This window comes from Nocardioides sp. SLBN-35 (genome assembly GCF_006715725.1).
GTDB lineage: Bacteria > Actinomycetota > Actinomycetes > Propionibacteriales > Nocardioidaceae > Nocardioides.
Genome location: NZ_VFNU01000001.1, coordinates 4275506 through 4300007, shown reverse-complemented (window position 1 = coordinate 4300007; position 24502 = coordinate 4275506). Strand labels below are relative to the sequence as shown.

The following is a 24502-nucleotide window of genomic DNA, read 5'->3' as shown; positions in this document are numbered from 1 at the left end:
TTCGATCGAACGGTTTGGCGGGCGCTCAGAACGGCGGCCGCCCGGTCCCGCTGACCCGGAACCGACCCCACGGGTCGACGTCGGCGACCTTGCCGTCGGCCTCCCCGTGAACGGTCCGCAGGGTCACCGCGGACCCGCTGCGGACGGCGTCGAGCGCGCTGTCGACCGCGATCCGACCGTACCAGTGGAAGTGCCCGTCGAGCGGCTGGAAGGCGCCGCGCAGGGTCACCGACACGGGGTGCTCGGTGCCGGCGGCCACCAGGACCGCCGGGCCGTCGTACGCCTCCTGCGGCTCGTGGAGCCCGGGCTGCGGCGCCGCGCTCATCGGCGCTTCTGCGTGCGGATCGGCGTGACGTCGCTGTCGCCCGCGTCGAGGCGGGACAGGTCGACGCCGCTCTCGGCCGCGGCGCCGGACAGGGCGTGCCAGATGAAGTCGCTGAGGTAGCCGGCTGCTGCGCTGCGCGAGACGGTGTGCCGCTCGAGCCACCACTGGCCGACGGAGGTGCCGAGGCCGACGACCGCGTGCGCCCACGGCTCGGCCGCGCCGGTGTCGCCGCCGAGGTGGCGCAGTGCGTCGCCGAGCAGGCGGGTCAGCTTCGCGGCGATCTGGTCCTTGCCCGCCGCGAGCGGGTCGGTGCCGCCGGCGGGCCTGCTGAGCAGGAGGAAGGCCTGGGGGTGCTCGCCGAGGGTGTCGAGGTACGCCGCCACGCCGGCCGTGACCCGGTCGCGGGCCGAGGCGGGCGCGAGCACCGCCGTGAGCACCCGGGCCAGCACCAGGTCGGCCGCCCAGGCGCCGACCGCGGCGTGCAGCTCGCTCTTGTCGGCGAAGTAGCGGTAGAGCACCGGCTTGCTGACCCCGGCCTCCGCTGCGATGTCGGCGACCGAGGCGTCCGGCCCGAGGCTGTCGATGGCGCGCACGGCCGCGAGCACGAACTCCTCGCGGCGCTCAGCGCGGTGTCGTTCCCAGCGGGTGGTGCGTCCGTCGCTCTTGACGTGGGGGGCCATGGGGAGAAGAGTACCTTTATCCGTTACCGACGGTAATACCTATGTCTCAGGAGGACCCGTGACCCTCGTCGATGACGCGCTGTCCGAGCGGCTGCTGCGCTCGACCGCCCGCCAGTCGTACGACCCGGAGGTCGACCTCGACTGGAGTGCTCCTCCCGTCCCCGGGCTGTGGTGGATGCAGCCCGAGCGGATGTCGCTCTACGGCACCCCGATGTGGAGGGCGCTCAGCGAGGAGCAGCGGATCACCCTGTCCATGCACGAGGTCGCGAGCATCGCCAGCGTCGGGATCTGGTTCGAGATCGTGCTCATGCAGATCCTGCTGCGCGACGCCTACCGGGAGGACCCCACCTCCGCCCGCACCCAGTTCGCGCTGACCGAGGTCGGCGACGAGACCCGGCACACCGTGATGTTCGGCCGGGCGATCGGGTCGATGGGGGTGCCGGCGTACGGCCCTCGGCCCACGCCCCACCGGCTCGCACGGCTCGGTCCGCTCGCACTGCGCGGTGCCAGTGCGTACGCCGGCATCCTGATCGGCGAGGAGCCCGTCGACCGCTGGCAGCGCGAGATGATGCGCGACGAGCGGATCCAGCCCCTGACCCGGATGGTCGCCCGGATCCACGTCACCGAGGAGGCCCGGCACGTCACCTTCGCCCGCGACGAGCTCGCGAAGTCGGTGCGCGGCCTGGGCCGCACCAAGCTGCGCTGGCACCAGGCGATGACGGCCCAGGTCGCCTACGTGACGATGCGCTCGCTGGTCCACCCGGACGTCTACAAGGTCGTCGGGCTCGACCCGCAGGAGGCGCGGCGCCAGGCGCTCGGCAACGAGAGCTACCGGGAGACGATCGCCTGGATGGGCGAGAAGGTGATGCCGGTTCTGCAGGAGAACGCAATGGTCTCCGAGCGCGACCGCAAGGTCTGGCGCGCGTCCTTGCTCATGCGCTGAGCGCGGCACCGGTCTCGCGCCGGGCCTGCCACCACGCGACGGTCTCGCGGATCGCGGTGTCGAACGGCGTCGGCGCCAGGCCGAGGCGCTGCTCGCTGTATCGCGAGTCGAGCACGAACGGCGCGGTGAACTGGAAGCTCATCTCGGCCAGCTCCCGGGTGTCGCGGTGCACGAGGCCGACGGTGCGCAGCATGCCGGCCGAGATCGCGCCGAGCCGGGGGAGCGGTACGCCGGCGGCCGCGGCGAACGCCGTCGCCAGCTCGCGCTGGGTGAGGGCCGGGCCGGTGGGCGCGTGCAGGAACGAGCCGTGCAGGGCGGGGTCGGCCGCGGCGCGGATCATCGCTGCCGCCAGGTCGGGCACGTAGGTGAACGAGTGGGGCTGGTCGAGGCTGCCGACCACGCGCAGGGTGCGCCCGGACAGGATGGCCGATGCCAGCCGCTCGCCCGCGTGGGAGGTGAGCACCCGCGGGCCGAGGAAGTCCGAGGCCGCCACGCTGACGGTCGCGGTCGCCGACGCGGCGCGGGCGCGCAGCAGCTCGGTCCGGATCCCGGGCTTGCCCCCGGACGCGTCGCGCGGCAGGTCCTCGGTGATCGGTCCCGCCACCTGGCCGTAGGCGTAGAGGCTCTCGGGGAAGACGACGACCGCGCCGGCCCGGCCGGCCGCCGCGAGCAGGGCCTGCTCGGTGGGGATCAGCTCGGCGCGCCAGGTCGCGGCGTCGTAGCGCGACGCGTGGACGCAGTGGTGGACGGCGACCGCACCCTCGAGGAGCGCGTCGAGCGCGCCCGGCTGGGCGACGTCGGCGCGGCGCCGCGAGATGAGCGGGTGCTCCGGGCCGCTGCCCGAGCGGGTGACGAGGACGACGTGCTCGCCCCGGTCGGCGAGCTGCAGGGCGATGGTGCTGCCGACCGGTCCGGCTCCGGTGACGACGTGGTGGTTCATGGGGTTTCCTCTCCTGGGGGAAAGCGAGAGCGGTGCTCTCCATTTCGAGGATGCCTGCTCGTGGAACGAAAAGCAAGAGCACTGCTCACTTTTGCGGCAACTGTTCACGAACGTGGCATGATGCGGTCATGGCCACCACTCCACGGGCACGTGCCCGCGCGCAGACGATGGAGGACATCACCCGGATCGGGCGCCAGCACCTCGCGGAGTACGGCGCGGCCGCACTCTCGCTGCGCGCCGTCGCCCGAGACCTCGGCGTGGTCTCGTCGGCGGTCTACCGCTACGTGAAGAGCCGCGACGACCTGCTGACGCTCCTCGTCGTCGACGGCTACGACGAGATGGCCGACGCGGTCGAGACGGCGCTGCGCCGCCCCGCGGTCGACCGGGGCAGCCACCGCGACCGGTTCCTGGCGTTCGGGCGGGCGGTGCGCGCCTGGGCACTGGGCGAGCCCGCCACCTATGCCCTGCTGTACGGCGCCCCCGTGCCCGGCTACCAGGCCCCGGCCGAGCAGACCACCGGCCCCGGCACCCGCGTGGTCCGGGTGCTGCTCGAGCTGGCCGCGGCAGCGCTCGCCGACGGCGCCCTGGCCGTGCGGGAGCCGGCCGCCCCCGTCCCGCCGACGCTGGTCGCGGGCTTCGACGAGGTGCGCGCGCAGTTCGGCGTCGACCTGCCCGACGAGGTGATCGTGGCCGGCGTGCTGGTCTGGGCCGGGATGTTCGGCTGCATCAGCTTCGAGGTGTTCGGCCAGTACGGCCCCGGGGCGTTCGGCGACCCGGCAGCGCTCTTCGAGCACCACCTCGCCACGCTCGCCGAGGACCTCGGGCTCAGCTGAAGAGCCGCCGGGCTGCGATCACCTCGGCGTAGACCGCCGGGGCCAGGGCGGCCCCCTCGCGTCGTACGCCGGACGCCGCGAGGACCAGCAGCCGGTTGAGCCGAACCTCGCTCGGCCGGCCGCGCGGGTCCCAGGCGCCGGTGCCGATGTCCATCCAGTACCGGCCCGCGGCGGCCTCCTGGGCCTCGTCGCGGTCGTGGTCCTTGCTGGTCAGGGCGAGGGCGTGCAGGACCTCGCGACCGTCGTTGCCCGTGGCCGTGCCGATCACCAGGACCGGCCGGTCCTTGCCCTGGCTCGGGTCGTCCTCGTAGGGCACCCACGCCCACACGACCTCGCCCGGGTCGGGGCGGTCGTCCTCGACGGGTGCGTAGGTGCCGTCGGGCCGGCCGCTCATCGCTCCTCCAGGAACTGGCCGACCAGGCCCGGGGTGGCGGCCTCCGCGAGCGCGATCGCCGCGTCCGCGGGTACGTCGGGCACGTGCACCTGTCCCTTGCCGCCGGCGGTCGTGGCGGCCAGCGCGACCAGGCCGGCGCGACGCTGGAACCACGTGGCGCGCTGGTTCCAGCCGATCACGTGTCCCGCCGCGACCGCGTCCCGGCTGCGCAGGACCGAGCCGGAGCGCATCACGACGTGGCCGTCGACGAACGCGTGCCCCAGTGCGCGGGCCCGGTCGGTCGCCAGCGCGAGCGCGACGATGACCGGGAGCAGGGCACCGGCGAGCAGCCAGGCCGGACCGCCGGCCAGGACGGCGACCACCGCCGTGAGCACGAAGGGGAGCGCACCGAGCAGCGCCCGGCTGTAGCGACGGGTCGTCGCCGCGCGGCCGTGGGGGAGCAGTGCCGCGGACACCGGAGCCGGGGTGCCGAGCACGGCCGCCGCGACGTCGTACCCGGTCGTCCGCGGCGCCGGCGGCAGCAGCACCGCCGAGCCGGCCCGGTCGCCGCTCAGGCCGGTGACGATCGCGCCCACGCGGCGCCCGCGCGCGACCCGCAGCGCCGCGGGCTCGCCGAGGCTGACGCCCGCGAGGCGGGCGACGTCGATGCTGGTCTCGCGGCGGGTGAGCAGGCCGCGGCGCACGTGCCAGGCCGCGCCGTACCGGCTCAGGACGAACCCGCCGTTCGTGACGAGGTAGCCGCCGACGGCGAGCAGGACGACGAGGACGATCGCGCCGAGCACGACCCCGACGACGAGGGTCAGGTCGATGGCGGCGAGGTCCTCCTCGCTGACCCGGATCTGGATCGACTCGTTGAGCTGGGCGCCGGTGGCGAGGATCGCGCCGAGCCCGACGAGGGCGGTGCCGCTGAACGGCGCGTACCAGAGCCAGCGTGGCACGAAGCGCGCCACCACCTGCTCCTGCTCGGCCTGCTCGCCGGGCAGGACGGAGCCGCCGTCGGCAGGACGGGCGGTGTGCAGCAGCTCGGCACGCAGCCGGGCCGCCTCCTCCTGCGGCAGTGCGTCGAGCGCGAGCCGCTCGTCGCTGTCGCTGGTGACGCTGCCCGTGCCGATCACGACCGTCGTCAGCCCGAGCAGGCGGTGGACCGGCGACGCGGTCAGGTCGACGGTGCGGACCCGGTCGACCGGCGTCGACAGCGTGTGCCGCTGCAGCAGTCCGCGCCGCAGCTCGACCCGCCCGCCGGCGATCCGGTAGGTCGTGGTCAGGTAGCGCACGACGCCGAGCGCGACCGGGATGCCGACGCCCAGCAGTGCCCAAGGACCGGTGCCGGACGCGCCGCCGGCGACGAGCAGGCCCACGAGGACCGGCAGGAACTTGCCGACCTCCTTGATCGGATGCACCAGCAGCATGCGTGGGTCGAGGCGCTGCCAGGCGACGGGCGGTGGCGGCGGGACGGCCAGGCTCACGTCGCGTCGCCCTCGACGAGGTCGGCCTTGCGGGTCAGCTCGTTGACGAGGGCGAGCGCCACCGGGCGGTCCAGCCCCTCGATCTGCAGCGGCCCGGCCGCCGAGGCCGTCGTCACCGTGACCGTCGCGAGCCCGAACAGCCGCGCCAGCGGTCCCTGGGCGAGGTCGACCGTCTGCACCCGCGACATCGGCGCGATCCGGCGCTCCTGGGCCCACCAGCCGCGCTGGGTGTAGACCGCGTCGGCCGAGACCTCCCAGCGGTGCACGGCATATCTCCACTGCGGTACGACGACCGCCACCGTCGCGCACACGACCACCGCCAGCGCCAGCAGCCACCAGCGCAGGCCGTCCGGCCCGAGCAGCACCGCGGCCACCCCGAGCCCGATCGCCACCACGAGTGCGGTGATCCCGGTCTCGACGTGCCACATCAGGCGGGCACGGGGACTGACCCGGTGGGCGGGATCGCGCAGCTGGCTCACGCCGGCGAGCCTACGTGCTGACGCGTCGGGCCCCGGCCCGGACGAGGCCGGGACGATCGTCCCGGCCGAACCGCCGTAGATCCATCCGAATTGACCATGGTCACGAGGCCTTCGGTCATGATCTGCCCACTCCGCCACGCAGGTCCGCCAGAGCGACCTAGCCTCGATGGCATGCTGGACACCCTGACCCTGCGCGTGGCCTTCGGCCTCGTGGCGGTCTGCGTGCTCGCGCTGTTCTACGGCGTCACCTACCGCTCGACCCGATCTGCCTACAGCGCGTGGTGGTGCCTCTCGCTGGCGGCGTTCGTGGTGAGCGCCCTGCTCTTCCTCTTCAACGACACGCCGGCCCAGGTGGCGGCGAACCCCGCGGGCAACACGATCGCCGTTCTCGGTGCCGGCTGCGTGTGGGCCGGTGCCCGTTCCCTGAGGGAGCGTCCCGTCGCCAAGTGGGAGCTCGCCGTGGTGCCGGTCGTCGTCCTGCTGGCATCGCTGCTGGACGATCCGCGCTCCGACGTCTGGTCCGGCGGGGCGGTCTACCTGGTGGCCATGGGCGTCCTGATCGGCCGGTCGGCCGCAGAGCTGGTCCTGCTCCTGCGGGAGGCTCCTGATCGGGACCGGCGCGCCCAGTTCCGCTTCGCCGTGCGGGCCATGGCCATCGCGTCGGGTGGGATCGCGGCGTTCTACCTGGGACGGGCCGTGGCCTTCGTCGTCGTCGGGCCGACGCATCCGGTCTTCGAGGCCGTCTTCGGCGGACAGGTGACCACGCTGCTGACCATGCTGCTCCTCGTCGTGGTCACCTTCAGCATGTCCGCTCTCAGCCACGAGCAGCAGACGACCGAGCTGCGCCGCCAGGCGACGCGTGACGGCTTGACCGGCCTCCTCAACCGCGTCGAGTTCCTGCGCGCCGCCCAGCGCACGATCGACGACGGACCGGTTCGCGCCGAGACCGCGATCGTGGTGGCCGACCTCGACGGGTTCAAGGGAATCAACGACAGCTTCGGGCATGCTGCCGGAGACCGTGCGCTGACCGCCTTCGCGGACGCGTGCCGCGCAGTGGTCGGGATGCGGGGGATCGTGGCCCGACTCGGCGGCGACGAGTTCGTCCTGCTCACCGACGGGACGCCGGCGGAGGAGGTGGCAGCAGCCATCGCCCTGCGCTACCGCGGTGAGGGCGGACCCATGCCCACCGTGAGCTTCGGCATCGCGGCGGCACTGCCCGGCGACGACGTCGCGCCGGTGCTCGCCCGGGCCGACCAGGCGCTCTACGAGGCCAAGGCGGCCGGACGAGCCAGGGCCGTGCGCTACACCGACCGCCCTCCCTTCCTCGTCGACGGCGGCCGCCGTACGGCGTGAGGGCTCAGCCCCGGGCGATCCGCTTCGACAGGTGCAGCTGGTCGCCGATCGGGCCGCGGCTGAATCCGTCGTCCATCACCATCGTCCGCTCGTGCATGCGGGCGACCCCGACGCCGACCCGCACCCATGCGGGCGTCCCGAGGCACGCGGTCGGGACGACGAACGTGATGGCCTTGCGCTCAGGCGTGGCCGTCAGCCCCTCGCACGGGATCTCGTCGAGCTTGCGCGTCATCGAGACGCCGGACTCGCCGTAGAAGCGCAGGTAGGTGACGTCGAAGGTGCCGGACGGGGTCTTGACCTGCGTGGCCAGGAAGGTCTTCTTGGTGGGCAGTGCGCCCCGGGTGCGGAGACGGACGGTCAGGGTCTCGGCGCCGTGGCTGATCTCCACGCGGCGGATGTCGGCGCGGCGCTCGTTCCGCGCGGGGTGGAGCCGTTCGCTGTCGACCGGGCCGCTCTGCGCGTCGCGCGCCGGGTCGGTGTGGACCAGGTCGGCGGCGGAGGCCGAGCCGGGGGCGGTGAGCAGGAGCCCGGCCGCGCAGGCGAGCGCGGTGAAGGTGCGGGAGACGGGGGTCATGGGGGCCATCCTCCGATGAATCCGTTGCCGGTGCGGGGAAAATCGACAGGCCCGCTGGTTAACAATCATTAACCTCGTGCCTTACGATGGGGCCATGACCCAGTTCGAGCTGTCGCGCGAGCACGAGGAGTTCCGCCGTACCGTCCGGGACTTCGCCGAGGCCACCATCCGCCCGCACGTCGCGGAGTGGGACAAGGCGCACCACTTCCCGACCGACGTGGTCCAGAAGATGGGGGAGCTGGGGCTGTTCGGCCTCACCGCTCCCGAGGAGTACGGCGGCGCCGGGCTCGACGCGGCCGACGGTCCGTTCACCTCGCTGTGCCTGGCGATCGAGGAGCTCGGCCGGGTCGACCAGTCCCTGGGCGTGACGCTCGAGGCGGGCGTCGGCCTCGGCATCAACCCGATCCTGACCTACGGCACCGACGAGCAGAAGAAGACCTGGCTGCCCGACCTGGTCGCCGGCCGGCGACTGGCCGGGTTCGGCCTCACCGAGCCGGGTGCCGGCTCCGACGCCGGCGCCACCAAGACCCGCGCCGAGCTCGACAACGGCGAGTGGGTGATCAACGGCGGCAAGCAGTTCATCACCAACTCCGGCTCCGACATCACCAGCCTGGTGACGGTCACCGCACGCACCGGCGTCTCCGAGTCCGGCAAGCCGGAGATCTCCGCGATCATCGTGCCCGCGGGGACGCCCGGCTTCGTCGCGGAGCCGCCGTACGACAAGCTCGGTTGGCACATCTCCGACACCCACCCGCTCTCGTTCACCGACTGCCGGGTGCCCGAGCACAACCTGGTGGGCGAGCGTGGTCGCGGGTACGCCCAGTTCCTCGCCATCCTCGACGACGGCCGGGTCGCGATCGCCGCGCTCGCCGTCGGCCTGATCCAGGCGTGCGTCGACCTGTGCGTCGAGTACTCACTCGACCGCCAGACCATGGGCGGCCCGATCGGGCGCAAGCAGGGCGTGGCCTTCCAGATCGCCGACCTCGAGGTGATGCTGCACGCCTCGCGGATGCTGACCTACCGCGCGGCCGCGATGAAGGACGCGATGGAGGGCGGCCGCGGCCCGTCGATGAAGGAGTTCAAGCAGGCCGCCTCGGTCGCCAAGCTCTACGCCAGCGAGTCCGCGGTCACCGCGACCCGGATCGCCACCCAGGTCTTCGGCGGCTACGGCTTCATGGAGGAGTACCCCGTCGCGCGGTTCTACCGCGACGCCAAGATCCTCGAGATCGGCGAGGGCACCTCCGAGGTGCAGCGGATGCTCATCGCCCGCGGACTCGGGCTCCCCGTCGAGTAGGACGTCTCCCGCGGTGGCGGCGTACGCCGAGCGCCACCGCGACGAGTACCACCAGCGCGCCGGCTCCGATCCAGATCGGGGTCGGCGCGCTGTCGTCGTCGGTGGGGTCGGCGGACCGGTCGGAGGACGGGGAGCCGCTCGGGGACGCGACGGCGTAGTCCGGGACCCCGTCGCCCGGGCTCCCGTCGACGGCCAGGGTCAGGGTGACCGTCGCCGGGGCGGCGTTCGGCGGCAGCCCGACGAGCACGTAGCGCATGCCCGCGAGCGAGGCGCCCGCGCGGGTCGGGTCGAACGAGTTCCGGTGGAGGTACGACGTCACCCAGGACTGCGCCTGCCCGGGCGCGCTCGACGCGACGTCCTCACCGAGCACCGGGCCCAGGATCGTCACGGTCGCCTCGGTGCTGCCGTCGACCTGGGCTCGCAGGGACTGGTCCCAGTCGACCGGGATCCCCACCACGGCCTGCCGGCCGGGCCGCACCCGGACCTCGTAGCTGCCCGGCTCGACGACCGGCGCGTCCGCGGGTGTCGCCCCGGCCGCGACGGGCTCGGCCGACGGTCCCGGATCCACCGGCTCCCACGCCGGGTCCGCCGGCTCGCGCAGCAGGTCGAACGCGTACGCCGACAGCGGCGGCTCCTCCTCGACGACCAGCGTCGCCGCCCGTCCCCCGTCGAGCGGGTCGCTCGGGACGCCCACCGTCACGAACAGCTCCTCCACCGTCCCGCAGGGATGCTCGGCCTCGTCGGTCCAGGTCGAGGCCGTCGTGGTGAGCAGTGGCGCCGGCTCGCCGATGGTCGGGCGGAACACCGCGCCGCTGCCGCAGCCGGTGTCGGCGGGCGTCGTGCCGATGGTGAGGCGGACGCCCTCGCCGACCGAGTCGCCGGCGCCGACGTACCAGAGCCCGACGTGGAGGGTGCTGCCCGTCGCGGTGCGCTCGAGCCGGAAGGTCGCGGGCGCGTCGGTGGGCAGCGTGATCGCGTGGCTGCCGGGGGTGAGGGTGGGCGCGTCGGCATGGGCCGTCGCCGGCAGGAGCGCCGGCACCAGCACGGGCAGCGCCAGCAGGGCGGCGAGCAGCCGGATCAGCGGGCCCAGAGGTCGGTCCACGAGTGCCCGAGCTCCCGGACCATCCCGCGCAGCAGCGGCAGGCTGACCCCGACGACGTTGTGGTGGTCGCCCTCGATGCTGGTCACGAACCCGCCGCCGAGACCGTCGACGGTGAACGCGCCGGCGACGTGGAGCGGCTCGCCGGTCGCGACGTACGCCGTGATCTCGTCGTCGGCGAGGTCGGCGAAGTGGACCGTGGTCGAGGCGGTCGCGGCGATCTGGTGCGCGGTGGCGCGGTCGTGTAGGCAGTGGCCCGTGTGCAGCACGCCGGACCGTCCCCGCATCGCCTGCCAGCGGCGTACGGCGTCGTCGGCGTCGTCGGGCTTGCCGAGGGCGACCCCGTCGAGCTCGAGCACCGAGTCGCAGCCGAGGACCAGGCCGTCGGCCGGGACGTCCTCGCGGCCGGCCACGGCGCCGCACTTGAGCTCGGCCAGGCGCAGCGCCAGCTCGGCGGGAGGGACGCCGGCGACCTGGGACTCGTCGACCCCGGACACGATCACCCGGGGGTCGAGACCGGCGCTGCGGAGGGTCGCCAGGCGCGCGGGGGAGGCGGAGGCGAGCACGAAGGTCGGCACGCCGTCACCCTAACGAGCCCGACCGACGCAACCTTTTCCGCACGCGGTGAGTCGTGAACGGTGACAGGGTGGGCGACACGTGTAGGAGGTGCGATGGACGGTGGACCCGAGGACCCGATCCGGCGGAGGCGGGCTCGGCGCGCCCGGCAGCGGGCAGCCGCGCTCGGTGCCGCGGCGCTGGCCGTCGCGGCCGTCGCGGGCATCGTCGCCTCCGTCCGGCTGCTCGGCCCGGGCGGCGAGGCTCCGTCGCCCGCGCCTCCGGTCGCGTCGCCGACCGTCTCGGCCGACGCCCCGTCCACACGGGCCGTGGACCTGCGCGGGACGGTCGACGCGGACGACGCCGGACTCCTCGACATCGCCACCACCCCGGGTGCACCCGACCAGCGGATCGCGATCTGGTGCGGCCGCGACGAGCAGCACTGGATCCTCGCTCTGACCGCCGACGGGTTCGCCCACCGCCGCCTGCGCGAGGTCACCGCGGGGACCGAGGCCACACCGCTCGGCGAGGGACGGTTCGTGCTCCGCGACGGCTGGGAGGGTCGCGAGCTGTCCATCGTCGACGTCGCGGACGGGCGTGCCACCCCGGTGCGGGTCGCCCGGACGCAGGCACCGGTCGCCGCCGGCGAGGTCCCGGTCGTGCTGCTCGACGGGGCATCGACGACACTCGCGGCCGTGGCTCCCGACGGCAGCGGCCACGAGGTGCCGGTCCCGGACGGCGTACGGGGGCTCGCGGCCTACGGTGGTCGGCTCACTGCCGTGGACACCCACGGCGACGCCGTCACCCGCCACTGGTCCGACGACGGCGGCGCGACCTGGCAGCAGTCCGAGCTCCCCGGCACCTTCCTGCCCTGGATCGCCGACGCCGGCGCCGGTGCACCCCACGTCGTCCTCGAGGGAGGGGACGGCGCCACCCTGTTCCCGCTCCTCGCCGTCGACACCGCACGCGCCGCCGACCCGACCGCCTGGACCCGTGACGAGGTCGACCGCGACACGGAGTGGCCGACCGTCTCCGGCGCTTGGATCGACAGGAAGGGCGGGCTCCGGGTGCTCGCGACGATCGAGCGCCAGGGCGCGCGCGGGCCCGTCGATGCGGGCGTGTGGCAGGTGGCTGGCGGCCGGCTCACCAAGGTGGCGACCGACGTCGCCGACCTGGCCGACCTGGCCGAGGCCGGCATCCTCGCGATCGAGTACGACGGCGGCCCGGTTTTGTGGGTCGGCGCGGCCGACGGGACGGCCTGGCGCTCGAGCGACGACGGTGTGACCTGGGAGCGGTTCGCGGCACGCTGAGCGGGGCAGGGTGCAGCCCATGTCGAGGACCAAGGTGGCGGCACTGTCGTCGGCCGGGACGGCCGTGGTCGTGCTGCTGCTCGTGACCCTGGCCTGGGGCGGCCTCAAGCTGCTCGACGGCCTCGGGCGCGAGGAGCTGTGGACCGACTGCGACACCGATCCGACCCTGTCGGGGCTGCAGGGCTACTGCGTCGTCGTCAGCCGCTATCCCGCGACCCCCGTGCGCTCGGAGCGCACCCACCTCGAGATCACGGCCGTCCACGACGGCGCCGAGAACGACTACCGCTTCGTCGCCGCCTACCCGTTCCTCGACTCCGAGGCCGGGTCGCCTCTCGAGGTGGACTGGTCGTCGGTCGACCAGAGGGTCGTGGTCACCGACCCGCGCACCGGCAGCACCATCACCTACACCGCCGAGCAGTACGCCGGCGGCCGCTGACCTGCGCGCACCGATGCCCCCGCAGGCGTGAGGTCCTGCGGGGTGCGGGGCGGGGTCGCTACTCGTCGGGCGGGCCGGTGTCGCTGGTGTCGCGGAGGGGGTGGGTGCCGCGGTGGTCGACGCGGAACCGGAACCCGTTCGGGCTGGTCCACACGTAGGAGCCGGGCATCGGGGTGTCGTAGTGCCACGGTGAGTGGGTCTTGGCCCGGTGGTGTCGTCGGCACAGCGCGACCAGGTTGCACGGGCAGGTCTTGCCGCCCTCCCCGTAGGGCTGGTGGTGGTCGACGTCGCACCGGGTCGCGGGGCGGGTGCAGTGTGGGAAGCGGCAGGTGGGATCGCGGAGGATCACGCGGGTCCTGTGGCGGTCGGGGATCTCGTAGGCCGTGACGGGGACGTGGTCGGCCAGGTCGATGACCGGCCGCACGATGATCGTGCTGTGTCGCGCACGCAGCCACTCCCGGATCTGGGCGGTGGTGATGGGGCAGCGGCCTTCGTCCCAGCGGCCGACCGGGTTGTGCCCGGTCAGGGTGGTGTCGGTGAGGTGGATGTTGAGGACGACCTTGCGTCCCGGGACGGTCGCGACGACCTCGCCGGTGTCGGCGTCCGGGATCAACAGGTCCAGCGCGATGTCCTGGCGGGCGAGCTCCGCGGCAGCCTTGGAACGCCGCACGTCCAGCGACGAGTCGTCACCGAGCTGACCCAACACCCGCGCGCGCCGGGACACAGCCAGGTCGAGGTCGTAGCCATCCGCGGCGTCCAGGAGTCCGTCGAGGTGGACCAGCCCGTGCTCGTCCACGTCGCCGAGGTCGAAGTGGCGGTGATCGCTCGCCTTCTGACGGTCGGCCTCGGCCCGCTCGGGGTCGAACCGCAGCACTGCTTCGGTGACGAGACGTTCGAGCTGGGCCCAGCCGACTCCGGAGGCGTTCCACAACTGCCGGTCCACGAACCCAGCCGCCTCAGCACACAAGCCGTGGGTGAGGTCGGCGATCCGCTCCGCCCGCCACGGCGCCAACCGGCCGGAGGAGACGGCGGCGTAGACGTTCGGGAGCCGCCAGGCGCACTCGATGACGCGGCCGACGTACGCCTTCCCGCCGTCGGGCGTACGGTCGAGGACGGCGACGAGCTCCATCAACGCGAACTCCGACACCAGCGGTGCGCCGTCGCCTGCGATCGGGACACCGGTGTCGAGGTAGCCCTCGGTGATGGTCGCGGCCCCCTCAGGACCGGTGACGATGTGGTCGCTGGCCCAGGCGGTGATGTCCTCCCACTCCTCGATGATGAGGGCGTTGCGGGAACGGATCCGGTCACCGACCCGTGACAGCAGGGCTGCTGTCGTGCGGGGCTGGGTTCCGAGATCCATGACTGGATCCTCCCACCCAGATCCGACACAATCGCGCGTCGGAAACCCGCCTGTGGACAGGGGAAACTCGATCCGTGGGGTGTGCGGAAATGACGTCTCCAGCTGCCACTGAAGTGGCGTTGCGGACCGTAGCCCGACCGCCGAACCCAGCCACCTCGCCGCCTTCCTCGCCAGCGCCTCTCCGAACGCAACCACGACGCAGCCGAAGCCCGAGCACGGTCCCGGCAGCACGGCCAGGGGTCTCGAGACGGTCGCTGCGCGACCTCCTCGACCACCGGGGGCGCTGCGCGACCTCCTCGACCACCGGGAACGCTGCGCGACCCTCCACCACTCGGGGATGAGCACCGCCGCCCGACCGCCGAACCCAGCCACCTCGCCGCCGTCCTCGCCAGCGCCCTTTCAGAACGCAACCACCCCGGAGCCGAAGCCTGAGCACAGTCCCGGCAGCACGGCGAGGGGTCTCGAGACGGTCGCTGCGCGACCTCCTCGACCACCGGGGACGGTGCGCGACCTCCTCGACCACCGAGACGCTGCGCGACCTCCTCGACCACCGGAAGTTCAGCCCCGAGCCAGACCCATCCCCAGCCAGTCCGCCAACGCGACCAGCTCGGCCTCGACCGCGTCGCCGACCTCAGGCTCCCAGGGGAGGTCCTCGTGCAACGCGTGCACGCGCAGCACCCCGGCCTTGCGGTCCGCCTTGGCGTCGAGCTTGCCGACCAGCCGGTCACCGAGGAGAACGGGCAGGGCGAAGTAGCCCCAGCGACGCGACGCGGCGGGCTTGTACATCTCGAGGACGTACTCGAAGTCGAACAGGTCGAGCGCCCGCTCGCGGTCGTGGACCAGGCGGTCGAACGGCGACAGGAAGGCGCACCGCCCCGCGAAGGCCGAGTCGACCGCGAGCAGGGCATCGGGGTCGACTCGCCACGACCCGGCGCACCCTTCGACGATCGCCTCCTCGCCCGGCCCGGACCGCGCGATCCCCAGCGCGGCGAGCTCGCGCCGGTCGAGGGCGGCCCGCGCGTCGTCGTAGGCCGGGACGTCGAGGTCGCCCGGGTAGACCCGTTCGGGCAGGTCGTAGACCCGCAGCTTGCCGCGGCGCCCGGTGATCGCCACGTCGCCCATCAAGGTGAGCACCTCGAGCAGGCGGTTGACGTTCTTGTCGTTGTTCCAGCCGCTCGACGCCCACGGCACCTCGCAGGTGTCGGGGATCTCCGCGGCGGTGCGCGCTCCCTCGGCGTCGAGCAGGCCCAGCACGTCAGCCCGGAACCGCTGGTTGGCCGCCAGCCACTCGTGGATCGTGGGGTGCAGGTCGTGGGGCGCGACGGCGAGCAGCAGGCCGATGTCGTCCATCGCGCGGACGTAGGACGACAGCTCGGCCAGCGAGCGCTCGGTCTCGAGCGCGAAGGTCAGGTCGGAGTGCTCGTAGCCCTCGCCCAGCCGCGACCACAGCACCAGGTCGACGCTCGGCGCGACGGCCGCGGTCGGGTCCACCTGGAGCAGGGTCAGCTCGTCGACCACCTCGGCCACCGACCGGGCGTGGCGGGCATCGAGGAGCTGCGCCCGGACCGCGATCCGCCGCGCCGCCTCACGCTCGAGCCGCAGCACGCCGCGCTCCTCAGAGCCGACCGAGGGCGGCCTGCAGCGGGTCGAGGCCGAGACTGCCGAGGTCGAGCGCCGCCGTGTGGAAGGCCTTGAGGTCGAACGCCGCCCCGTGCCGCGCCTGCGCCGCCGCGCGGGACTCGAGCCAGATCCGCTCGCCCACCTTGTACGACGGAGCCTGGCCCGGCCAGCCGAGGTAGCGGTTGACCTCGAAGCGCAGTGAGCCGTCGTCCATCCGCGAGTGGGCACGCATGAACTCGTAGGCCAGGTCGGCGTCCCAGGTCTCGCCGGGCCGCCAGCCGAACGGGTTGTCGACCGGCACCGTGAGTCCGAGGTGGACGCCGATGTCGACGACGACGCGCGCGGCGCGGAAGCCCTGCATGTCGAGGAAGCCGAGCCGGTCGCCCGGGTCGGCGAAGTAGCCGAGCTCGTCCATCAGCCGCTCGGCGTAGAGCGCCCAGCCCTCGCCGTGGCCGCTGACCCAGCACAGCAGCCGCTGCCAGCGGTTGAGCAGGTCGGCGCGGTGCACGGCCTGGGCGACCTGCAGGTGGTGGCCGGGCACGCCCTCGTGGAAGACCGTCGTCGTCTCGCGCCAGGTCGAGTAGCGCTCGTGGTCGTCGGTGAACGAGAACCACATGGTGCCGGGGCGGGAGAAGTCCTCGGTGGGTGGGGTGTACCAGGCGCCGCCGTCGTTGATCGGCGCGACCTTGCACTGCAGGGTGCGGATCGGCTCGGCGATGTCGAAGTGCACGCCGTCGAAGTCGGCGAGGATCGTGTCGGACCTCTCCTGCATCCACGCCTGGAACGCCTCGCGGCTCCCGCAGTCGCGCGCGGGGTCCGCGTCGAGGGCGGCGACGGCGTCGGCGACCGAGCCGCCAGGGACGATCCGCCCGGCCGTGGCGGCCATGTCGTCCTCGATCCGCTTGAGCTCCTCCCAGCCCCAGCGGTAGGTCTCCTCGAGGTCCACCGTGGCGCCGAGGAAGGATCGCGATTCCAGCGCATACCGATCACGTCCGACCCCGTCGACCTCGCGGCCGCGGGGGAGCAGGTCGGTGGTGACGAAGCGGCCGAACTCGGCGTACGCCGCCGAGGCGCTCGCCGCGGCCGCCGTGAGGGCCGCACGCTGAGCGTCCGGCGCTGCGGCCACGACATTCGCGAAGTAGTCGCCCGCGGCCCCGGCCTGACCGGTCCAGCCGCGCACCTGCTCGGCCACCTCGGCGTACTGCCGCTTCGCGGAGACCCGCCCGGCGGCCGCCTCCTCGAGCAGCGTGGTGCGGTAGCCCGCGAGCGCGGCCGGGACCGCGGCCAGCCGCGAACCGATCGCCTCCCACTGCTCGGTGGTGTCGGTCGGCATCAGGTCGAACACCTCGCGCACCGCGTGGATCGCGCTCGAGATGACCGAGAACTCGCTGCGCTCGACCTCGGCATCGGCCCGCTCGACGGTGAGCCCGACCCGCTCGAGGAAGGCCGCCTTGGCGACCTCCTCGCGCTCGTCGGCCGTCGCCAGCCCGGCGACGTCGGCCAGCGCCCGCCGGTGCAGCTCCTCGCTCGCCGCGAAGCCGTCGGGAGAGAGGTCGGGCAGCTTCCCGTCGTGGCCGGGGATGCCGGCGTAGGTCGCGGTCAGCGGGTCGAGGGCGGCGAGGTCCTCGACGAACCGGTCGGTGCGGGCGTCCACGAGTCGCGTCATGAGCCGAACCCTAGGAGCCGGGGCCGACAAGGGCATCCCGATATCGGGAGAGCCGGGGTCAGGCTGGGGAGGAGGCCCGGCGCGCGCCCAGCACCAGCGCAGTGGCCACGGCCGTCTCGAGCGCGATGAACCCGGCCATCTTCAGGCTCGGCCGGCCCTCGAACGCGGCGGAGGCCGCCCGTCCGGCGGCCATCCCGGCGGTGGCGACCCCGATCGCGGTGCCGGACGCGGGCACCGCGACCAGGCTGGCGGCGAAGGCGAGCGGCAGGCCGCCGTACACGGCCCGGATCTCGGTGCGGGTGTCGGCGTTGGGTGCGGAGTAGCCGATCACCGCGGGCACGACGTCGGGCTTGAGGAAGGACGCGACGCCGAGCCCTGCGTAGGCCGCCGCGCCGGACGCGATGAGTCGGTTCATGGAGTCATCCTCGTCCGCGCGGACGGCGTGGGCATCCGACCGGGGTAGGACTCCGGGCCTCAGGAGCCGGCGACCGCGGCGGCGTACCTGTCCGCCAGCACCCGCAGGTGCTCGACCAGCGCGACCGGTGTCTCGACGGTGAAGTCCAGGCCGAGCATGCCGATCCACACCGCGACGACCTCCAGGCTGTCGCCGCCGGTGACGAGCACCGAACGGCCGTGCGGGAGCGGCTCGACGACGCCCACGGCCGGGTTGATCCGGGCCAGCACCTCCTCGGCGGGTGCGTCGATGACCAGCCGCGCGTGCACCGCCCAGCCGGTCCGCGCCACCTCGCGCACGACCAGCTCGGTCAGGTCGCCCGGCGGGGGAGCGGGACGGAAGGTGCGCCCGCCGGGGATGCGCAGGGTCAGCCAGTCGACGCGGTACGGCGCCCACGCGCCCGTCGCGGGCAGCCGGCCGACCACGAACCACCGCCGCTGCCAGGCCACGAGGCGGTACGGCTCGACCTCGAGCCGCTCCTGCGCCTCGCCGTAGAACGCGCGCAGCCCGCGGTGGTCGCGGATGGCGTCGGCGATCTCGGCGAGCACGCCGGCGTCCACCTCGGGGTCCTCGACGTTGGAGTCGGTGTTGACCGGCCCCGCCTCGGTGGCGTCCCGCAGCGAGGTGACCCGGCGACGCAGCCGGTCGGGCAGGACGTGCTCGAGCTTGGTGAGCGCCCGCCCGCCGCTGTCCTCGAAGCCGGCCACCCCGGTCAGCGTGCGTAGCCCGACGGCGACCGCGACGGCCTCCTCGTCGTCGAGGAGCAGCGGCGGGAGCTTGGCGCCGACGCCGAGCCGGTAGTGCCCGGTCCGCCCGCGTATCCCGGCGACGGGGTAGCCGAGCTCGCGCAGCCGGGCGACGTCGTTGCGCACGGTCCGCTCGGTCACGCCGAGTCGGGTGGCCAGCTCGGGGGCGGTCCACTCGACGCGCGCCTGGAGCAGTCCGAGCAGCTCGAGCACCCGTCCCGAAGTATTTCGCACGGAGCCGATTAAACAGGAAAGAACCCTTCCGCAATGGCACTTAACGTCAGTGCCATGAACCAGATCACCCCCTTCGTCATCGACATCCCGCAGACCGACCTCGACGACCTCCGGGCCCGACTCGACCGCACCCGGTTCGCCCCCGCGGTCCCCGGCGACTCGTGGGACTACGGCACCCCGGAGTCCTACCTGCGCGGCATGGTCGAGCAGTGGAAGGACTTCGACTGGCGCGCCGTCGAGGCCCGCCTCAACGCGTACGACGGCTTCGTGACCGAGGTCGACGGCCAGCGGATCCACTTCCTCCACGTCCGCTCGAAGCACGCCGACGCGACGCCGCTGCTGCTCGCGCACACCTATCCCGGCTCACAGCTCGACTTCCTCGACATGATCGGCCCGCTCGTCGACCCCGAGGCCCACGGCGGCACCGCCGACCAGGCCTTCCACCTCGTCATCCCGTCGATGCCGGGCTTCGGCTTCTCGACCCCCGTGGTCGACACCGGCTGGACGATGAAGCGGGTCGCGGCGGCGTACGACGTCCTGATGCGCCGCCTCGGCTACGACTCCTACGGCATCCACGGCAGCGACGGCGGCGCCATGGTCGGCCGCGAGCTCGCGGTCACGAACCCCGAGGGCTTCCGCGGCGCGCACGTGCTGCACCTGTTCTCGTTCCCGAGCGGCGATCCGGCGGAGTTCGAGGGCTTCGGCCCCAAGGAGTACGCCGCGCTCGAGCACATGGGCTGGTTCCAGTCGGTCGGCGGCTACAACCAGATGAACGGCACCCGCCCGCAGACGGTGGCCGCCGGCCTCGCCGACTCGCCGGTCGCCGTGCTCGCCTACAGCGAGCTGTTCGAGAGCTTCGGCAACGGCACCAGCCTGGTCGCGCCGGAGCAGGTGCTCGCCCAGGCGACGCTGTACTGGCTGACGAACACCTACGGCGCCGCTGCGCGCTACCACTACGAGGAGCAGCACGCCGGTGCCGAGCCGGTCGTCAGCAGCGGCCGGATCGGGGTCGCGGTCTTCAAGGACGACTTCCAGACGATCCGCTCGCTGGCCGAGCGGGACAACGCGAACATCGCGCACTGGTCGGAGTTCCCGCGCGGCGGCCACTTCGCCGCGATGGAGGTCCCGCAGGACGTGGTCGCCGACCTCCGGGTGTTCTTCGGCTGAGCCGTTCGACGAAACCCCGGGGCGAGTACCCCCGGGGTTTCCTCATGGCCGCTGCTGCGCCAAGGTAGAGCCCGTGACTTCCGGCTCCACTCCGACCCCCACCCGTGGACCGCTCGACGGCGACCGTCTCGCCGGCGCGTCCGACCTGACCCCCGACCTCACCTTCGAGCTGCTCCCCGAGACACCCTCGACCAACGAGGTCGCGGCCGAGCGGGCCCGGGCCGGTGCACACGAGGGCCTCGTGGTCGTCGCCGACCACCAGTCGTCGGGCCGCGGCCGCCTCGACCGCACCTGGGAGACGCCACCGGGCACTGCGGTGACCTTCTCGCTGGTGCTGCGCCCGACGGTGCCGCCGGCGTCCTGGCCGTGGCTCCCGCTGCTCGTCGGCCACAACGTGGCGAAGGCGATCACGGCGCTCGGCTACGACGCGAAGGTCAAGTGGCCCAACGACGTCCTCCTCGACGCCGACCGCAAGGTCGCGGGCATCCTCGTCGAGCGGGTCGAGACCCCGACCGGTCCCGCCGCCATCGTCGGCGTCGGCATCAACGTGGCGATGACCGCCGACGAGCTGCCCGTCCCGACCGCGACCAGCCTCGCCGTCGCCGGCCCCGGCGGGCCCGACCGCACCTCGGTCCTCCTCGCCGTGGTCGCGGCCGTCCGTGAGGGGTACGACGTGTGGCAGGCCGGCGGCGAGCAGGGCACCACGCGCCTGGCGACGTCGTACCGCTCCCACTGCGCGACCCTCGGTCGCGACGTACGCGTCGAGCTGCCCGGCGGCGGGGAGCTGCTCGGCCGGGCCACCGACATCGACGACGACGGCCGGCTCGTGGTCACCACGGCCGCCGGGACCGAGCGGGTCGGCGCCGGCGACGTGATCCACGTCCGCCCGACCTCGGCCTGATCGGGCCCACTTGATGGAATGATCTGACCGTGGCCATCTCGAAGAAGCTGCTCAACCCCGGCGAGCGACTCGTGCTCAGCACCCGCCAGCACCCCAAGGCGCTGTTCGGGCCGATCCTCGCGCTCGTGGTGCTCCTCGCCATCGGCGTCGCCGCGCAGGTCCTCCTCGACGACACCGGCTTCCAGCGGGTGCTCACCCTCATCGTGTGGGTGCTCGTGATCATCGGGATCCTGTGGTTCTCCGTGCGCCCGTTCCTCGACTGGCTGACCACGGTGCACGCGTTCACGGACCGCCGGCTGATCACCCGCAACGGGATCATCACGCGCCGCGGCCACGACATCCCGCTCGCGCGCGTCAGCGACATCGCGATGGAGATCAACCTGCTCGACCGGCCGTTCGGCTGTGGCAGCCTGCTGATCTCCGACGCCTCGACCTTCGGCACGGTGCGCCTCAACGACATCCCGCACGTGGAGGCCACCCAGCGCCAGCTCAACGAGCTGCTCCACGAGCTGCACAGCGGGCCGGCGCCGCGCCGGGACGAAGGTGTCTGACAGCGGTGAGCCCCGGCTCACCGCCGCCGAGGTGGCCGAGCGTGCCGGCCTGCCGCTCGACCTGACCCGTCGCCTGTTCCGCACCCTCGGGTTCGCCGAGCACGGCGACGAGCCGGCCTACACGGATGCCGACGTCGCCGCGATGCGCATCCTCGGGCAGGGGCCCGACGACGAGGTCGTGGTCCCCGAGGTCGCCCTCAACGTCACCCGCGGCATCGGCATCACCATGGCCCGGCTGGCCGACTGGGAGGTCGGCGAGCTGGTCCAACACGTCGCCGACGCCGCGCCCGAGGACGCCGAGGACCCCGGCGCCTGGGTGACCGCCCGGCTGGGGGAGAGCTTCGAGGACCTCCTCGTCTACGCGTGGCGTCGCCACCTCGCCGCCGCCATCGCGCGGATGGAGGCGGTCCGCGCCCTCGACGACGATCCCCACACCACCGACCTCAGCGTCGGCTTCGCCGACATCGTCGGCTTCACCGCGCTGTCCAACGAGGTGTCCCGCGAGCGGATCGGCGAGCTGGTCGAGGTCTTCGAGGCACGGTGCGGCGACGTCATCGCCGGCGAGAACGGCCGGCTGATCAAGAGCATGGGCGACGCCGTGCTCTACGTGAACGACGACCCGATGGCCGCCTTCGCCACCGCCGAGGGGATCATCAACGTGATCGGCCGCGACCCGCGGATGCCCGACGTCCGCGTCGGCCTGGCCACCGGCGGCGTGGTGCTGCGGATGGGCGACGTCTTCGGCCCGCCGGTCAACCTGGCTGCCCGGCTCACGCAGGTCGCGCGCCGCAACCGGATCATCGTCGACCACGCGACGGCCGACCTGCTGCCCGACGACCAGGTCGAGTCGCGCCCGCTGCCGGCCCGTCCGGTGCGCGGCTTCGGCGTCGTCGAGCCCGTCGCGGTCAGGCGAGCCTGACCTTCGTCAACTCACGTATCCGCTGGTCAGCGGTGGTTTTGGCGCGCCCTCTCAATGCAAAATTCTTTGCATTCCACGCCCCTGGTGGCCCCTGCGTCCTTACCTTGGCCCATGTGATCGAGGTGCAGGACGTACGGGTCGACCCGTCGACCCGGCGAACGTGGCGTGGGGACCGCGAGATCCTGTTGTCGCGCAAGGAGTTCGACCTGGTGCACGCGCTCATCGCGCGCGCCGGGTCGGTGGTCAGCCGTGAGGAGCTGATGCGCGACGTCTGGGGCGTGACCTTCTGGACGTCGTCGAAGACGATCGACGTCCACCTGGGGTGGGTACGCCGCAAGCTCGGCGACGACACCCGCCAGCCCCGCCTGATCACCACCATCCGCGGCCAGGGCCTGCGCTTCGAGCTCGGCATGGCCGCCGACGCCACCAGTTCGGCGTAGCACCTCCGTACCTCGTAGGGTTCGGCCGTGTCGACGACCGAACCCGCGCCCCGGATCGCCGTGATCGGAGGCGGCCAGCTCGCCCGCATGATGGCCCAGCCCGCTGTGGCCCTCGGCGTACCACTGCGCCTGCTGGCCGAGGCCGACGGCGTCTCCGCCGCCCAGGTCATCCCCGACCAGATGGTCGGCGACTACCGCGACCTGACCACACTGCGCACCGTCACCGAGGGCTGCTCGGTCGTCACCTTCGACCACGAGCACGTCCCGACCGAGCACCTCCGCGCGCTCGCCGCCGACGGCGTCGTGGCCCACCCGGGACCCGAGGCCCTGGTCCACGCCCAGGACAAGATCGTGATGCGCGAGGCGATGACGCGCCTCGGCGCCCCTCAGCCGCGCTGGGCCGTGGTCGCGACCGAGGCGGACGTCGAGGCGTTCGGCCTGCCCTGCGTCCTCAAGGTCTCCCGCGGCGGGTACGACGGCAAGGGCGTCTGGGTCGTGCGGACGCCGGCCGACGTCGCCGAGCCCCTGGCTGCGGCCGCGGAGCGAGGCGTCCGCCTGCTCGCCGAGGAGCTCGTCGACTTCCGCCGCGAGCTCTCGGCCCTCGTCGCCCGCGCCCCCAGCGGCCAGGCGGCGGCGTACCCGGTCGTCGCGACGCTCCAGGTCGACGGCGTGTGCCGCGAGGTCGTCGCCCCCGCCCCGGACCTCGACCCGGCGCTGGCCACCTCCGCCCAGGAGCTGGCGCTGCGCATCGCCGGCGAGCTCGACGTCACCGGCATCCTCGCCGTCGAGCTGTTCGAGGCGGTCGACGCCGAGGGCCGCCCGGCGGTCTACATCAACGAGCTCGCGATGCGCCCCCACAACACCGGCCACTGGACCCAGGACGGTGCGGTCACCAGCCAGTTCGAGAACCACCTGCGCGCCGCCCTCGACCTGCCCCTCGGCTCACCCGCGCCGCGTGCGCGGTGGACGGTCATGGTCAACATCCTCGGCGGCGACAACCCCGACGTCGGCCGCCTCTACGACGGCTATCCGCACGCCCTGGCTCGCGACCCGCAGCTGCGGGTCCACCTCTACGGCAAGGACCTGCGGCCGGGCCGCAAGGTCGGCCACGTCAACGTGTACGGCGACGACCTCGACGACTGCCTCGAGCGGGGGCGGCACGCCGCCGCGTGGTTCCGCGGCGACCTCGGCAACGAGAGCGAGTAGCGCTCAGAGGTCGGCGCAGGCGTCGGCCAGCGGGCCGCTGTCGTCCTGACCGGCAGCCTTCGCGAGGTCGTCGTAGGTGTCGTCGAGGACGCCGGTCGCGATGGCCAGGTCCTGGCCGTCGCCCCACACCGCGCCGCCCTCCGCCACGAACAGGCAGCCGATGCCGGCGTACAGCTCGGCATCCGGAGCCACCTCGTCGACGTCGGCGCACGCGTCGTCGACCTGGGACCTGCCCTCCTCGACGTTCTCCTCGTCCGGCTCGTTGCCCACCAGCAGGTCGCGGACCGAGAAGTCGGCGCGGTCGATCCCGTCGGCGATCGCGGGCGAGAGGTGCGTGCTGAGGGCGACCTGTGCCTGCCACAGCGCGTTCTGGTCGTCGTCGCTCGCGAGCTCCATGCCGCTGACGCCGCGCTGCTGCTGGTGCAGGCCGCACAGGACCCGCGTCAACACCTCGGGCTCGAGGCTGGCCTCCGGCGTGCCGGAGCAGGACGTGAGGACGAGGAGCGCCGCCGCGAGGCCGGCGACCGGAGCACTGCGTGACATGGCGCCGATCCTCC

Annotated in this window: 27 protein-coding genes; 12 read left to right on the top strand and 15 right to left on the bottom strand. The window is 73.3% G+C overall.

What is annotated here, in order from left to right:
* Nucleotides 1-25: 25 nt before the first annotated feature.
* Both FBY23_RS20760 and FBY23_RS20755 read right to left on the bottom strand, forming a co-directional pair.
* On the bottom strand, nucleotides 26-325 hold the full coding sequence (locus FBY23_RS20760) for a DUF4873 domain-containing protein (protein WP_141799877.1): 300 nt from the start codon (nucleotides 323-325) through the stop codon (nucleotides 26-28).
* Nucleotides 322-1005 carry a TetR/AcrR family transcriptional regulator gene (locus tag FBY23_RS20755; protein WP_141799876.1) on the bottom strand — a complete coding sequence of 228 codons (684 nt, stop codon included), beginning with the start codon at nucleotides 1003-1005 and terminating at the stop codon, nucleotides 322-324. Before FBY23_RS20755 ends, FBY23_RS20760 begins: the two co-directional genes overlap by 4 nt.
* A gap of 58 nt (nucleotides 1006-1063) precedes the next feature.
* Between FBY23_RS20755 and FBY23_RS20750 the strand changes: the two genes are divergently transcribed.
* Nucleotides 1064-1948, top strand: coding sequence for a diiron oxygenase (locus FBY23_RS20750; protein WP_260806112.1), 885 nt, complete (start codon nucleotides 1064-1066; stop codon nucleotides 1946-1948).
* On the opposite strand, the gene FBY23_RS20745 is transcribed toward FBY23_RS20750, so the two are convergent.
* Nucleotides 1938-2888: an NAD-dependent epimerase/dehydratase family protein gene (locus FBY23_RS20745; RefSeq protein WP_141799874.1), complete on the bottom strand. Its 951-nt coding sequence runs from the start codon at nucleotides 2886-2888 to the stop codon at nucleotides 1938-1940. The genes FBY23_RS20750 and FBY23_RS20745 overlap by 11 nt on opposite strands.
* Before the next feature lie 128 nt (nucleotides 2889-3016).
* Between FBY23_RS20745 and FBY23_RS20740 the strand changes: the two genes are divergently transcribed.
* Nucleotides 3017-3721 carry a TetR/AcrR family transcriptional regulator gene (locus FBY23_RS20740; RefSeq protein ID WP_141799873.1) on the top strand — a complete coding sequence of 235 codons (705 nt, stop codon included), beginning with the start codon at nucleotides 3017-3019 and terminating at the stop codon, nucleotides 3719-3721.
* Here FBY23_RS20740 and FBY23_RS20735 read toward each other — a convergent pair.
* Genes FBY23_RS20735 through FBY23_RS20725 form a run of 3 tightly spaced genes read right to left on the bottom strand, consistent with a single transcriptional unit; the run spans nucleotide 3714 to nucleotide 6060 of the window.
* Complete coding sequence (locus FBY23_RS20735; protein ID WP_141799872.1) at nucleotides 3714-4115, bottom strand: type II toxin-antitoxin system PemK/MazF family toxin; 402 nt, start codon at nucleotides 4113-4115, stop codon at nucleotides 3714-3716. The genes FBY23_RS20740 and FBY23_RS20735 overlap by 8 nt on opposite strands.
* Complete coding sequence (locus FBY23_RS20730; RefSeq protein WP_141799871.1) at nucleotides 4112-5581, bottom strand: PH domain-containing protein; 1470 nt, start codon at nucleotides 5579-5581, stop codon at nucleotides 4112-4114. The genes FBY23_RS20735 and FBY23_RS20730 overlap by 4 nt, the downstream gene beginning before the upstream one ends.
* Entirely contained in the window at nucleotides 5578-6060 is a 483-nt protein-coding gene (locus FBY23_RS20725) for a PH domain-containing protein (protein WP_260806111.1), read from the bottom strand. The genes FBY23_RS20730 and FBY23_RS20725 overlap by 4 nt, the downstream gene beginning before the upstream one ends.
* Nucleotides 6061-6231: 171 nt before the next feature.
* Here FBY23_RS20725 and FBY23_RS20720 point away from each other — a divergent pair, with 171 nt between their 5' ends.
* A complete protein-coding gene (locus tag FBY23_RS20720) occupies nucleotides 6232-7413 on the top strand; it encodes a GGDEF domain-containing protein (RefSeq protein WP_141799870.1) in 1182 nt (393 codons plus the stop codon).
* Between the two features lie 4 nt (nucleotides 7414-7417).
* Here FBY23_RS20720 and FBY23_RS20715 read toward each other — a convergent pair whose 3' ends face one another.
* Complete coding sequence (locus FBY23_RS20715; RefSeq protein ID WP_141799869.1) at nucleotides 7418-7987, bottom strand: hypothetical protein; 570 nt, start codon at nucleotides 7985-7987, stop codon at nucleotides 7418-7420.
* A gap of 94 nt (nucleotides 7988-8081) precedes the next feature.
* Between FBY23_RS20715 and FBY23_RS20710 the strand changes: the two genes are divergently transcribed.
* Complete coding sequence (locus tag FBY23_RS20710; protein ID WP_141799868.1) at nucleotides 8082-9281, top strand: acyl-CoA dehydrogenase family protein; 1200 nt, start codon at nucleotides 8082-8084, stop codon at nucleotides 9279-9281.
* Here FBY23_RS20710 and FBY23_RS20705 read toward each other — a convergent pair.
* Nucleotides 9247-10383: a hypothetical protein gene (locus tag FBY23_RS20705; RefSeq protein WP_141799867.1), complete on the bottom strand. Its 1137-nt coding sequence runs from the start codon at nucleotides 10381-10383 to the stop codon at nucleotides 9247-9249. The genes FBY23_RS20710 and FBY23_RS20705 overlap by 35 nt on opposite strands.
* A complete protein-coding gene (locus tag FBY23_RS20700) occupies nucleotides 10359-10958 on the bottom strand; it encodes a nucleoside triphosphate pyrophosphatase (RefSeq protein WP_141799866.1) in 600 nt (199 codons plus the stop codon). Before FBY23_RS20700 ends, FBY23_RS20705 begins: the two co-directional genes overlap by 25 nt.
* Nucleotides 10959-11051: 93 nt before the next feature.
* On the opposite strand from FBY23_RS20700, the gene FBY23_RS20695 reads away from it, so the two are divergent.
* Both FBY23_RS20695 and FBY23_RS20690 read left to right on the top strand, forming a co-directional pair.
* A complete protein-coding gene (locus FBY23_RS20695; RefSeq protein WP_141799865.1) occupies nucleotides 11052-12245 on the top strand; it encodes a hypothetical protein in 1194 nt (397 codons plus the stop codon).
* A 19-nt stretch (nucleotides 12246-12264) separates the two neighbouring features.
* Nucleotides 12265-12681, top strand: a complete 417-nt coding sequence (locus FBY23_RS20690) for a hypothetical protein (RefSeq protein WP_141799864.1) — start codon at nucleotides 12265-12267, stop codon at nucleotides 12679-12681.
* A gap of 58 nt (nucleotides 12682-12739) precedes the next feature.
* Here FBY23_RS20690 and FBY23_RS20685 read toward each other — a convergent pair whose 3' ends face one another.
* The 5 genes from FBY23_RS20685 to FBY23_RS20665 form a co-directional block, all read right to left on the bottom strand.
* A complete protein-coding gene (locus FBY23_RS20685; RefSeq protein WP_141799863.1) occupies nucleotides 12740-14041 on the bottom strand; it encodes an HNH endonuclease signature motif containing protein in 1302 nt (433 codons plus the stop codon).
* A gap of 558 nt (nucleotides 14042-14599) precedes the next feature.
* Nucleotides 14600-15646, bottom strand: a complete 1047-nt coding sequence (locus tag FBY23_RS20680; RefSeq protein WP_141799862.1) for a DNA glycosylase AlkZ-like family protein — start codon at nucleotides 15644-15646, stop codon at nucleotides 14600-14602.
* 10 nt (nucleotides 15647-15656) lie between these two features.
* Complete coding sequence (locus FBY23_RS20675) at nucleotides 15657-17327, bottom strand: DUF885 domain-containing protein (protein WP_141799861.1); 1671 nt, start codon at nucleotides 17325-17327, stop codon at nucleotides 15657-15659.
* Nucleotides 17328-17385: 58 nt separating this feature from the next.
* Nucleotides 17386-17742, bottom strand: a complete 357-nt coding sequence (locus FBY23_RS20670) for a DUF4345 family protein (RefSeq protein ID WP_141799860.1) — start codon at nucleotides 17740-17742, stop codon at nucleotides 17386-17388.
* Between the two features lie 59 nt (nucleotides 17743-17801).
* Nucleotides 17802-18761, bottom strand: a complete 960-nt coding sequence (locus FBY23_RS20665) for a YafY family protein (RefSeq protein ID WP_141799859.1) — start codon at nucleotides 18759-18761, stop codon at nucleotides 17802-17804.
* Between the two features lie 54 nt (nucleotides 18762-18815).
* Between FBY23_RS20665 and FBY23_RS20660 the strand changes: the two genes are divergently transcribed.
* The 6 genes from FBY23_RS20660 to FBY23_RS20635 all read left to right on the top strand — a co-directional run bounded on the left by FBY23_RS20660 (nucleotide 18816) and on the right by FBY23_RS20635 (nucleotide 23945).
* Complete coding sequence (locus FBY23_RS20660) at nucleotides 18816-19928, top strand: epoxide hydrolase family protein (RefSeq protein WP_141799858.1); 1113 nt, start codon at nucleotides 18816-18818, stop codon at nucleotides 19926-19928.
* Between the two features lie 73 nt (nucleotides 19929-20001).
* Nucleotides 20002-20829, top strand: coding sequence for a biotin--[acetyl-CoA-carboxylase] ligase (locus tag FBY23_RS20655; protein WP_260806110.1), 828 nt, complete (start codon nucleotides 20002-20004; stop codon nucleotides 20827-20829).
* Nucleotides 20830-20858: 29 nt separating this feature from the next.
* On the top strand, nucleotides 20859-21380 hold the full coding sequence (locus FBY23_RS20650) for a PH domain-containing protein (RefSeq protein ID WP_141799857.1): 522 nt from the start codon (nucleotides 20859-20861) through the stop codon (nucleotides 21378-21380).
* Entirely contained in the window at nucleotides 21373-22299 is a 927-nt protein-coding gene (locus FBY23_RS20645) for an adenylate/guanylate cyclase domain-containing protein (protein ID WP_141799856.1), read from the top strand. The genes FBY23_RS20650 and FBY23_RS20645 overlap by 8 nt, the downstream gene beginning before the upstream one ends.
* A gap of 113 nt (nucleotides 22300-22412) precedes the next feature.
* Complete coding sequence (locus FBY23_RS20640; RefSeq protein WP_141799855.1) at nucleotides 22413-22739, top strand: winged helix-turn-helix domain-containing protein; 327 nt, start codon at nucleotides 22413-22415, stop codon at nucleotides 22737-22739.
* Nucleotides 22740-22766: 27 nt separating this feature from the next.
* Nucleotides 22767-23945, top strand: a complete 1179-nt coding sequence (locus tag FBY23_RS20635; protein WP_141799854.1) for a 5-(carboxyamino)imidazole ribonucleotide synthase — start codon at nucleotides 22767-22769, stop codon at nucleotides 23943-23945.
* Between the two features lie 3 nt (nucleotides 23946-23948).
* Here the strand turns inward: FBY23_RS20635 and FBY23_RS20630 are convergent, their stop codons facing one another.
* Complete coding sequence (locus tag FBY23_RS20630) at nucleotides 23949-24488, bottom strand: hypothetical protein (RefSeq protein ID WP_141799853.1); 540 nt, start codon at nucleotides 24486-24488, stop codon at nucleotides 23949-23951.
* Between the last annotated feature and the right edge of the window lie 14 nt (nucleotides 24489-24502).